Raw genomic sequence first — 10,678 nt, forward strand, 5'->3', positions numbered from 1 at the left:
GATTGCGCAGGATGCGGCGCACGCGGCGCGGATCCATGTCGACCGGCGAGTATCCGCCCGGCGCGACGAGGCGCAGCTCTGTGCCGTGCTGCTCGGCGACCTGACGCATCGACTCGAGCACGTCCTCGGCGAGGTGCGCGAGGCTCGTCGCCTCGAGCTCGAGCTGCACGGAGCCCGCGTCGTACCTGCTGATCTCGAGTAGGTCGGTGAGCAGTCCCTCGAACCGCGCCACCTGCGCATGCAGCAGCTCGGCCGCTCGCGCCGTCGTGGCGTCGAACTCCTCGCGGCGGTCGTGGATGATGTCGGCCGCGAGCCGGATCGTGGTGAGCGGCGTGCGCAGCTCGTGCGAGACATCGGAGACGAACCTCTGCTGCACGAGCGACAGCTCGGCCAACTCCTGGATCTGCGACTCGATGCTGTCGGCCATCGCATTGAAGGAACGCCCCAGGATCGCGAGCTCGTCCTCGCCGTGCACCGGGATGCGCACCTTCAGATCACCTGCGGCAAGGCGCGCACTCGTGGCGGAGGCCTCGATGATCGGCGTCGCGAGCGCACGCAGCACGACCCACAGGATCGCCACGACGATGAGCACCATCGCGACGCCGGACCCCCACAGCGTGCGCTGCACGAACAGCAGCGTCTCGGCCTCGTCCGCGAGGTCGTATGCGAGATACACCTCGTACGCCCCCACGTTCGGCACGCGCAGCTGCTGGCCGACGATGATGCCGGGCACCTCCTCGCCCTCCGTGTCCGTCATCGCGATCGACTGCCACCACTGCGACGTCGACTGCGTCTGCACGCGCTCGCGCAGGCCAGGGGACACGGCCTCCGCCGCCAGGCCGCCGAAGCCGAAGTCCGGCGGTGCCAGCGCCACGGGCGCGCGGTCGATCCGGAACGCCGCGATCTGATCGGTCGCGGCGAAGCTCCGCATGGAGGTCGTGACCTGGCTCCACAGCACCTGCATCTGCGAGCGGCTGCCCGCGACCTCGGAGGCGTCCAACGTGCGCTGCGCCTCGCCGACCGCGCGCGAGGCATCCGTCTGCACCTCGTCCACCCGCGACCGGAACAGGTCGTTCTGGATCGCGAGGGCCATCCAGACGCATGCGACCGTGATCGTCACTGCGGTGAGCGCCGTGGTGATCAGGATCGTGCGGAACTGCAGCGAGCGGTTCCACAGCTGCCCCGCGGCGCTGGGCCACGTGCGCGGCGAGTGCCACGCGAACAGCGTCGGCGTCCCTGCAGCGGGCATGGCTAGGACGCGGCGGCGTCGGAGACCGCGCCGGCGCGGTAGCCCACGCCGCGCACCGTGGTGACGATCCGGGGGTTGTCCGGGTCGAGCTCGATCTTGGCGCGCAGGCGCTGGACGTGCACGTTCACCAGGCGGGTGTCGGCCTTGTAGTGGTAGCCCCACACCTGCTCGAGCAGCTCTTCGCGGGAGAACACCTGCTGCGGCTTGGACGCCAGCGCGACGAGCAGCTCGAACTCGAGCGGTGTCAGCGCGATCGCGCTCTGCCCGCGCCGCACCTCGTGGGCGGCGACGTCTACCGTGAGGTCGCCGATGCGCAGCACGTCGTTCGTCGCCTCGGCAGCGGGCCGCAGGCGGGTGCGGATGCGCGCGACGAGCTCCTTGGGATTGAACGGCTTGACGATGTAGTCGTCGGCGCCCGCCTCCAGACCGCCCACGACGTCGTTCGTGTCGGCCCGCGCGGTGAGCATGATGATCGGCACGCCGGACTCCGCCCGGATCTCCGTGCAGATCTCGATGCCGTCCTTGCCGGGGAGCATGAGATCCAGCAGCACGAGATCGGGACGCTCGCGCCGCCACATGTCCACGGCGAGCTCGCCGTCGGCGCAGAACAGCGTCTCGAAGCCCTCGGTGCGCAGCACGATGCCGATCATCTCGGCGAGGGCGGTGTCATCGTCGACGACCAGAATGCGGGCGGTCATGGAGGGCGAAGATCCTTTGCTTCGAATCCGCGGAGGGAGGAAGATCCCGATCAGCCTAGTAGACGCCTCCCTGTCTGTAAGTTGGGACAGACACGCGCGAGCGGCTCTCGAGGGGGATCGATGACTCAGGCGACCACGTGGCGGCCGGCCCCGCGCGCGGGGCTTGTCCCGCTGTATCCATTCGGCTTCGGCACCGCGCTGGGCAAGGCGTTCGGCGCGCTGCGCGGGAACCCGAAGGTGCTGCTCGGCTTCGCCGTCGGCGTGCAGACCGTCGCGTCGCTCGCCGCCGTGGCGATCCTCGGACTCGTGGCCTGGTTCTCGTTCGCCCGGCTCGACACGGTCGAGCCGTACACCGACGAGTTCGACGCGATCATGGCGGGCTCGACCGCGATCACGATCATCGCCGGCATCGTGGTCTCGCTCGCGATCACCGCACTCAGCGTGATCGTGCAGGGCGTCGTCGTCGCAGAGGTCTCGCGCGCCGTGGTCGGCGAGCGGGCGACCCTGCGTGAGCTGTGGGCGCTCGTCCGCCCCGTGTTCTGGCGCCTCGCGGGCTACTTCGCGCTGCAGCTTCTCGTCTGGGTGGTGGTGGCCGTCGTCATCGCGGTCCCCTTCTTCGCCGCGGGGGCGACGGAGCAGTGGGGGCTGCTCGCGATCGCGATCCCCGCGCTGCTCGCGCTCGTCCCGCTCGGAGCGTGGATCGGCACCAAGCTCTACCTCGTGCCCGCCGCGATCGTGCTGGAGCGGACCGGCCCCTTCCGTGCGATCGCGCGCTCGTGGGTGCTGACCCGCGGCCGCTTCTGGCCGACGTTCGGCGTCATGATCCTGATCTCCCTGATCATGGGCGTGGCCTCGAGCATCGTGGGCGCCCCCCTGCAGCTGCTCGCGGGCTTCCTGCCCGCGATCCTCGTGCCGTTCGGCGAAGGCGGCGACCCCGGTGCCGGGATCGGCGTCGTGCTGGCGGTGGGGCTGCTGAGCGCGGCGCTTCAGCTGCTCGTGTCGGCGATCTCCACGATCGTGTCCGGCACCGGCGGCGCGCTCATGTACATCGACGCGCGCATGCGGCGGGAGGCTCTGGATCTGCGTCTGCAGGCCTACGTCGAGCAGCGCGAACTGGGCGCCGCCACGCTGCCCGATCCCTGGGCGTACGACCCGTCATATGCGGAGTACGCGTCGCAGCCGCGCTACGTCGGAGCGTACGGCGCGCCCGTGCCGCAGACGCATCCCGGGCAGCCGCCGTACGCCCCGCCGGCGCCGTATCCGCCGTACTCGCAGCAGCAGCCGCAGGGGCAGCAGCCGCCGTACGGACAGCAGCCGTATCCGCCGCAGCGGCCCGCGCCGGAGCAGCCGCCATACCCGGCGCCGCCGTCCCCCGCGCCGCCGTCTTCCGGGCAGCCGCCGCAGCCCGCTCAGCAGCCGCCGTACCCGCCGTCCCCGCCGTCCCCGCCGAGCGGATCGTGAGCGCAGGGCTGCTCGCGACGGCGCTCGTGCGTGCCGTCCTCCCCGCCGAGGCGCTCGACCCCGACCGCGACGAGGCGCGCGAGTGGGCAGAGCGGGAACTGTCCGATCCGGTCTACGCCGAGGCGCAGCCGACGCCGCTCGACCGTCTCGCACAGGCCATCGGGGACTTCATCGACGATCTGCTGAACCCGCGCGGCGACGTGGAGTGGAGTCCCGTGCTCGCGATCGCGGCGGTCGTCATCGCGGTCGGCCTCGTCATCGCCGCCGTGCTGATCTGGGGCCGTCCGCGGCTCGCGCACCGCACGGGCGAGCGATCGGCGCTGCTGTTCGGCGACGCCGAGACCCGCTCGGCGTCGCAGCTGCGTCAGGCCGCCGGCGCCCAGGCCGCGGCGGGCGAGTGGGACGAGGCGATCGTGATCCGCTTCCGCGCCCTCGCCCGAGGACTGGAGGAGCGCGGCATCGTCGAGGCGCCGCCGGGCACCACGGCGCAGAGCCTGGCGCGCCGCGCCCACCATCCGTTCCCCGCGCACGCCGCCCGGCTGGACGCCGCTGCGCGCGCGTTCGACGACGTCCGCTACCTGCGCCGTCACGGCTCCGCCGAGCTGTACGACGTCGTCGCGTCGCTCGACGACGAGCTCGTCCGCGCCACTCCCCGCCGCGCTCCTCAGGCGGTGCTCGCGTGACGGGACGGGCGAGACGAGCCCGCCCCGGCGGCGCCCGGAGGGTGCTGACCCGACGGAACGAGGCGACGACATGAGCGCGACCGTCGACGTGCCGGTGGCCCCTCCCGCCGCGGGCACGGCGGAGGGCGACGCCGATCCGTTCGCACGCGATGGGCTCGAGCGGCGCGGCCGGCGCCGCAGCGTGCTCGGCTGGATCGCGCTGGGAGCCGCCGTGCTCCTGCTGGGCGGCCTGCTGTCGCTGTTCGCGACGCGCGACTGGACGCCGCGCCCCCCGCTGGATCCCGAGGGTCCGGGCGCGGACGGCGCCCGCGCGATCGTGCAGATCCTGCGTGAGCAGGGTGTCGAGGTCATCCCGACGACGCGACGCGCCGAGACGCTCGAGCGTCTCGACGCCTCGACGACGCTCGTGCTGACGGACCCGTGGACGCTGTCGGAGGACACGATCCAGGAGCTGGTCGCTGCAGCGGGCGACACGGTCGTGCTCGACGCCGACGGCGCCGTCGCCGACCTGCTGATACCGGGCGCGTCCTACGCGGGCTATGGCGACGAGGCGGTCGCGCCCGCGTGCACGCTGCCCGTCGCCGAGCGCGCGGGCGCCATCGAGCCGGGCAGGGCGCTGACCGCGCCCGCCGGGGCGGAGGGCTGCTACCCGGTCGGCGAGGGCTTCGGCCTCGTGCGCGCCCCCGGCGGCGCCGGCCACGTCACGCTGATCGACGGCACCGTGCTGTTCGCCAACGAGCAGCTCGCCCGGCAGGGGAACGCGGCGCTCGGCCTCGGACTGATCGGCACGCACGAACGCGTCGTGTGGTACGTCCCGTCCTTCGAGGACGCGGAGGACGGCGGTGCCGCGCCCACGCTCGGCGAGCTGACGCCGCCGTGGGTGACGCCCGCGATCGTGCTGCTGCTGCTCTCGGGGCTCGCGGCCGCGCTGTGGCGCGGGAGGCGCTTCGGGCCGCTCGTCGCCGAGCGCCTGCCCGTCACGGTGCGCGGCAGCGAGACGCTCGAGGGGCGCGCGCGCCTCTACGCCCGCGCGTCGGAGCCCGCGCACGCGGCCGAGCTGCTGCGTCAGGGCGCGGCCTCCCGCATGGCCCGCCGCCTCGGCATGCCCCCGAACGCCGCCCCGCTCGAGGTCGCCGACGCGGCCGCCGCGCGACTCGGCGCTCCCGCTTCGGTGACGCGTGCGATCCTGACTCATGTCCCGTCGTCCGACGCCGACCTCGCCTCGCTGGGTCGTCGGCTGCGCGATCTCGAGGACGCCGTCGACGCCGCCGGCATCGACGGTCGCAGCGGCTGACCGGCCCGCCCTTCCCCCAACCGCACTCCCCCGCTCGAGAGGAACACCGCATGGAGAACCCCGCCGCCGTCGATGCCCCCGCCTCGTCTGCCCCGGCGGCCGCACAGGAGGCCGACGCCCTGCGCCACGCGATGCACCGCGTCCGGGTCGAGGTCGGCAAGGCCGTCGTCGGACAGGACGGCGCGGTCAGCGGTCTGCTCATCGCGCTGCTCGCTCGCGGCCACGTGCTGCTCGAGGGTGTCCCGGGTGTGGCCAAGACGCTGCTCGTGCGCACCTTCAGTCGCGCGCTCGGGCTGGACACCAAGCGCATCCAGTTCACGCCCGACCTGATGCCCGGCGACGTCTCCGGATCGCTGATCTACGACGCGAAGGCGGGTGAGTTCCAGTTCCGCGAGGGACCGGTGTTCACGAACATCGTGCTGGCGGACGAGATCAACCGCACGCCTCCCAAGACGCAGGCGGCCCTTCTCGAGGCGATGGAGGAGCGCCAGGTGTCGGCCGACGGCGTGACGAGGCCGCTGCCGGACCCGTTCCTCGTGTGCGCAACGCAGAACCCCGTCGAGCACGAGGGCACCTACACGCTGCCCGAGGCGCAGCTCGACCGGTTCCTGCTGAAGCTGCTGATCGACGTGCCGCCGCGCGACGCCGAGGTCGCGGTGCTGCGCCGCCACGCCGACGGGTTCTCGCCCCGCGAGCTGGGCGGCGTCGCGCCCGTCGTGAGCCCGGACGAGATCCGCGCGGCGCAGCGCGCGGCCGCCGCCGTGACGGTGACGGACGACGTGCTCGCGTACGTCGTCGACCTCGCGCGCGCCACGCGGCAGAGCCCGTCCGTCCAGCTCGGCGCGAGCCCGCGCGCCTCTACCGCGCTGCTGGCCGCCGCGAAGGCGTGGGCGTGGCTCGGCGGCTATCCCGCCATCACTCCCGATCACGTGCAGGCGATGCTCGTGCCCGTCTGGCGACACCGCATCCGGCTGCGCGCGGACGCCGAGATCGAGGGCGTGTCGGTCGACGCCGTGCTCAACTCCGTCGTGCAGCAGACACCCGTCCCGCTCTGATCCGCGTCCCGTGTTCGTCACCGCTCTCCTGCCCTGGATCATCGCCGCCGGTCTGATCCCGCTCCTGCCGCTCGCGGCGATGGGCGTCGACCCGTGGCTCGTGGTCGCCGGGTGGATCTTGCTGTGCGGGACGCTCGTCGCCGCGGACGCGCTCGCGGCGCCCGATCCGCGCGCACTCGTGCTGGATCGGAGCTATCCGGGACGCACCGGCGGAACCGGCCCCGCGCGCGTGCGGCTCGGCGAGCGCGTCGACGTGCGACTGCGGCTGGCGAACCACGGCGCCCGACGGATCCGGGCGACGGTGCGAGACGCCTGGCAGCCGACGGCCGGCGCCGCCACGCGACGGCTGCGCTTCGATGTGCCGCCGCACGAGTCTCGCTCGGCGACGATCCCGCTGCTGCCCCGCCGCCGCGGCGAGCTGCGCACGGAGTTCGCCGTCATCCGCTCGGCGGGCCCGCTGGGAATCGCCGGCGTGCAGCGCCGGATGGACGTGCCCGGCGCCATCCGGGTGTTGCCGCCCTTCCACTCGCGGCGGCACCTCGCCTCGCGCGTCGCCCGGCTGCGCGAGCTTGACGGCAACACGAGCGTGCAGGTGCGCGGCCAGGGCACCGAGTTCGACTCGCTGCGCGAGTATGTGCGCGGCGACGACGTGCGCTCGATCGACTGGCGCGCGACAGCGCGGGCGGGCAGCACGATGCTGCGCACGTGGCGGCCCGAGCGCGACCGCCATGTCGTGATCCTGATCGACACCGGTCGCACGGCCGCCACGCGCGCGGGCGACGGCACCCGTCTCGAGGCGGCGTTCGAGGCGGCGCTGCTGCTCGCGGCGCTCGCCGTCCGCGCGGGCGACCACGTGCATCTGGTCGCGTTCGACCGCGTCGTGCGGGCGCGCGTCACGGGCGTCGAGGGCGCGGCGCTGCTGCCCGCGCTCGTCGACGCGCTCGCCCCCGTCGAAGCGCAGCTGATCGACACCGACTGGGACGGCGCCTTCGCACAGGCGCGCGCTCTGGCGACGCACCCTTCGCTGCTCGTCGTCCTCACGGCGCAGGAGGCACCGGAGGCCGCGCGCGGCTTCCTGGGAACGCTGCCGCAGACCGTGCGGGCGGGAACGGTCGTGCTCGTCGGCACCGCGACCGACGCCGACCTGGAGCGCACGGCCCGCGGCGCCGCGGGCGCCGACGACTCCGTCGACGATCTCTACCGGGCGGCGGCCGCCGAGGCGGCGCTGCGCTCGGCAGCGAGCGTCGCGCGGGCGATCACGCGCGCCGGCGCGGAGGCGCTGGCCGCGTCGCCCGACGACCTGCCGCCGCGCATCGCCGACCGCTATCTCGCACTCAAGGCCACCGGGCGCCTCTGACGCCCCGGCGCTGACGGCGCCCTGCCGTCCCTGGCACGTTGCTCCGCGGATGACGGATCAGCCGGGACGACGAAGTTGATCATCCCGGCGTTGTCGTAGTCGCGCGCAACGACCCGCCCGGGGTTGCCCGCCACCAGGGCTCCCGCCGGAACGTCCCGCGACAGCACTGTGCCCGCGGAGATCGTCGCGCGGTCGCCGACCGTGATGGCCCCGGTGATCGTGGCGCCCGGGCCGATCCACACGTCGTCGCCGATCGTCGGCATGCCCTGATCGCCCCGCGCGACGCGCTGACCGATCGTGACGTTCTGATGCAGCACGCTGTTCGCGCCGATCCTGACGGGTCCGATGATGACGCCGTGACCGTGCACGAGCAGCAGGCCCGCGCCGATCCGGGCGCCGTGATTGATGTCGATGTGGTCGATGCGCATCAGCCAGGTGTTCCACACGCGATGCAGCAGCACGAACACCGTGCCGAGGGCCCGGCGACGCGCGCGCACGCGTTCGGCCCACTGCCCGAAGCGGTAGGCGGCGACCGCCGGCAGCTCGGGCCGCACCAGCCACAGCGCGGCACGTGCGAACCCCCCGGGTCGCGCGCCGCCGAACATGACGGCGTAGGTCTTTGCCCTGTCGACGGCGAAGGCGCCCATGCTCACCGCCTCCCGCGAGCGCGGCGGATCACTCCGTCACCTTGCGCTGCACGAACGCGACCAGCCGGTCGATGCCGTCGAGATTCTCCGGCACGGTCTCCGAGTCCTCGATCCGGATCCCGAACTCGCGCTCGACGAACTCGATCAGTTCCAGCACGCCGGTCGAGTCGATGACCTCGGTCTCCATGAGCGACTCGTCGCCGGCCGGCATGCGCCCCGCGTCGCCGAACAGCAGATCGTCGAGGATGAACTCCTCGAGCCGGCCGCGCACGTCCGTCGCGGTCGCCTGCGTCTCCAGTCGCATTGAGACTCCTTCCGTTCAGCGGGTATCCAAACGCCCCGCTCCGTTCTCTTTCCCCATGGCGCGACTCCTCCAGAGCCCGCGTCCTTCGGAAGGAGTGCGGATGCCCGCGCGAAAGTACACGACGGATGTCACCTTCATCGAGAGCGAGATCATCGTCCGCGAGTGCGCCACGGTGATCGCCCACGCGCGCGATGCCGACAGCGCCGCGATCGGCGTGGCGCTCCACCTCGAGGACGCGCTCGGGATCGTGCTGCCGGACTCCGCGATCCATCCGGCCCACCTCGGCTCGACCGATTGGATCCGGCGCACGCTCGCCGCGCTCGAGGCCGGCCGCTGATGTGCGGCATCTGCGGCGTGCACACGCCACGCGACGTGCCCGACCTTGACCTCGTGCGCGACATGCTGGCGACGCTCCGGCACCGGGGGCCGGACGGCGCTGGCCTCTATCGCGACCGGCGAGTCGCACTCGGGCACGTGCGGCTCGCGATCGTCGACGCATCCGGCGGCGCGCAGCCCCTGTCGAACGAGGACGGCCGGATCTGGGTCACCTTCAACGGCGAGATCTTCAACCATGTCGAGCTGCGGGCGCAGCTGGAGGACCGCGGCCACCGGTTCCGCACCCGCTCCGACACCGAGGTGGTCGTGCACGCCTGGGAGGAGTGGGGCCTCGGGTGCTTCGCGCGCTTCAACGGCCAGTGGGCGCTCGCGCTGTGGGACCGCCGCACCGACCGCCTCGTCCTGAGCCGAGACCGGTTCGGCGTGCACCCGCTGTACTACACGCGCGCCGCCGGGCGCCTGCTGTTCGCGTCCGAGGTCAAGGCGCTCTTCGCCGATCCGGATGTGCCCCGCGCGTTCGACCCGATCGGGCTCGAGGAGACGCTCACGTTCTGGTCTCCGGTCGCCCCGCGCACGGTGTTCCGGGGCGTGCACCAGGTGCCGCCCGGCAGCGCTCTCGTCGTCGACGAGGACGGCGAGCGGCTGCACGTGGTGGAGGCCCTCGACTTCCCTGTCCGCGGCAGGGAGCCCCGGCAGGATCTCGAGGCGAACGTGGACGCCGTGCGGGAGGCCATCACCCGCGCGACCGTGCTGCGCTTCCAGCGCAGCGACGTGCCGGTGGGCGCTTACCTGTCCGGCGGGATCGACTCGGCCGTCACGAGCGCCGTGATCGCGCAGCTGCCGGGCGTACGCCTGCGCACGTTCTCGGTGCGCTTCGCGGAGGACGAGTACGACGAGGGCCGCTACCAGCGCCTCATGTCGGAGCGGCTCGGCACCCGGCACGACGACATCGTGGTGTCCTCGCGCGAGGTCGCCGACGTCCTGCCCGATGTGGTGCGGCACGCTGAGGCGCCGCTGCTCCGCACGGCGGCGGCGCCCATGTTCCTGCTCTCCCGCCTCGCGCGCGACGCAGGCTGCAAGGTCGTCGTCACGGGCGAGGGATCCGACGAGATGCTGGCGGGATACGACCTGTTCCGCGAGGCGCGCATCCGGGAGTTCTGGGCGCGCGATCCCGCCTCCCCCGCCCGCGCCCGCGCGGTCGAGCTGCTGTACCCGTGGATGGCACGGTCGCCGTCGCTCGCGCCCGCGTTCGGGCGACGGTTCTTCGGGCGCGACCTCGACGGCGACGACCCGGCGCTCTCGCACCGGCCGCGGTGGGGCACCACCGCGGCCCTGCAGAGCCTGCTCGACCCCGCGATGCGCGCGGACGCCGCCGTGGACGCCGCCCTGGTCGCCCGGATGCCGCCCGACAGCGGCGCGTGGGATCCGCTCTCGCGCGCCCAGTGGCTCGAGATCACGACGCTGCTTCCCGGATACCTGCTGTCGTCGCAGGGCGACCGCATGCTCATGGCGCACGGTGTGGAGGGCCGGTTCCCGTTCCTGGACCCGGACGTCGCGCGGCTGACCGCCGAGATCCCCGCGCGGCACAAGCTGC

At 73.2% G+C, this 10,678-nt stretch carries 11 protein-coding genes; 7 read left to right on the top strand and 4 right to left on the bottom strand.

Annotation, left to right across the window (positions count from 1 at the left end):
* Together RIF89_RS07105 and mtrA are read right to left on the bottom strand one after the other, a co-directional pair.
* The coding region (locus RIF89_RS07105) for a HAMP domain-containing sensor histidine kinase (protein ID WP_309068432.1) at positions 1-1,249 on the bottom strand (1,249 nt) is incomplete at its 3' end.
* Positions 1,250-1,251: 2 nt separating this feature from the next.
* On the bottom strand, positions 1,252-1,947 hold the full coding sequence (gene mtrA / locus RIF89_RS07110) for an MtrAB system response regulator MtrA (RefSeq protein WP_309068433.1): 696 nt from the start codon (positions 1,945-1,947) through the stop codon (positions 1,252-1,254).
* A 120-nt stretch (positions 1,948-2,067) separates the two neighbouring features.
* On the opposite strand from mtrA, the gene RIF89_RS07115 reads away from it, so the two are divergent.
* The 5 genes from RIF89_RS07115 to RIF89_RS07135 all read left to right on the top strand — a co-directional run bounded on the left by RIF89_RS07115 (position 2,068) and on the right by RIF89_RS07135 (position 7,797).
* Entirely contained in the window at positions 2,068-3,408 is a 1,341-nt protein-coding gene (locus tag RIF89_RS07115; RefSeq protein WP_309068434.1) for a hypothetical protein, read from the top strand.
* Positions 3,405-4,091: a DUF4129 domain-containing protein gene (locus RIF89_RS07120; RefSeq protein WP_309068435.1), complete on the top strand. Its 687-nt coding sequence runs from the start codon at positions 3,405-3,407 to the stop codon at positions 4,089-4,091. Before RIF89_RS07115 ends, RIF89_RS07120 begins: the two co-directional genes overlap by 4 nt.
* A 70-nt stretch (positions 4,092-4,161) precedes the next feature.
* Entirely contained in the window at positions 4,162-5,385 is a 1,224-nt protein-coding gene (locus tag RIF89_RS07125) for a DUF4350 domain-containing protein (protein ID WP_309068436.1), read from the top strand.
* A 131-nt stretch (positions 5,386-5,516) separates the two neighbouring features.
* Positions 5,517-6,440, top strand: a complete 924-nt coding sequence (locus RIF89_RS07130) for a MoxR family ATPase (RefSeq protein ID WP_309068442.1) — start codon at positions 5,517-5,519, stop codon at positions 6,438-6,440.
* A 10-nt stretch (positions 6,441-6,450) separates the two neighbouring features.
* Entirely contained in the window at positions 6,451-7,797 is a 1,347-nt protein-coding gene (locus RIF89_RS07135) for a DUF58 domain-containing protein (protein WP_309068437.1), read from the top strand.
* Here the strand turns inward: RIF89_RS07135 and RIF89_RS07140 are convergent.
* Both RIF89_RS07140 and RIF89_RS07145 read right to left on the bottom strand, forming a co-directional pair.
* On the bottom strand, positions 7,764-8,444 hold the full coding sequence (locus RIF89_RS07140) for a serine acetyltransferase (protein ID WP_309068438.1): 681 nt from the start codon (positions 8,442-8,444) through the stop codon (positions 7,764-7,766). The genes RIF89_RS07135 and RIF89_RS07140 overlap by 34 nt on opposite strands.
* Before the next feature lie 28 nt (positions 8,445-8,472).
* Entirely contained in the window at positions 8,473-8,748 is a 276-nt protein-coding gene (locus RIF89_RS07145) for a hypothetical protein (RefSeq protein ID WP_309068439.1), read from the bottom strand.
* Positions 8,749-8,848: 100 nt separating this feature from the next.
* On the opposite strand from RIF89_RS07145, the gene RIF89_RS07150 reads away from it, so the two are divergent.
* Both RIF89_RS07150 and asnB read left to right on the top strand, forming a co-directional pair.
* Positions 8,849-9,085, top strand: a complete 237-nt coding sequence (locus tag RIF89_RS07150; protein ID WP_309068440.1) for a hypothetical protein — start codon at positions 8,849-8,851, stop codon at positions 9,083-9,085.
* A gap of 35 nt (positions 9,086-9,120) precedes the next feature.
* Positions 9,121-10,678 (top strand): asparagine synthase (glutamine-hydrolyzing) (asnB, locus tag RIF89_RS07155; RefSeq protein WP_309068441.1); only part of this gene is annotated, 1,558 nt, incomplete at its 3' end.

Source organism: Microbacterium sp. (assembly GCF_031178525.1).
Classification (GTDB): domain Bacteria; phylum Actinomycetota; class Actinomycetes; order Actinomycetales; family Microbacteriaceae; genus Microbacterium.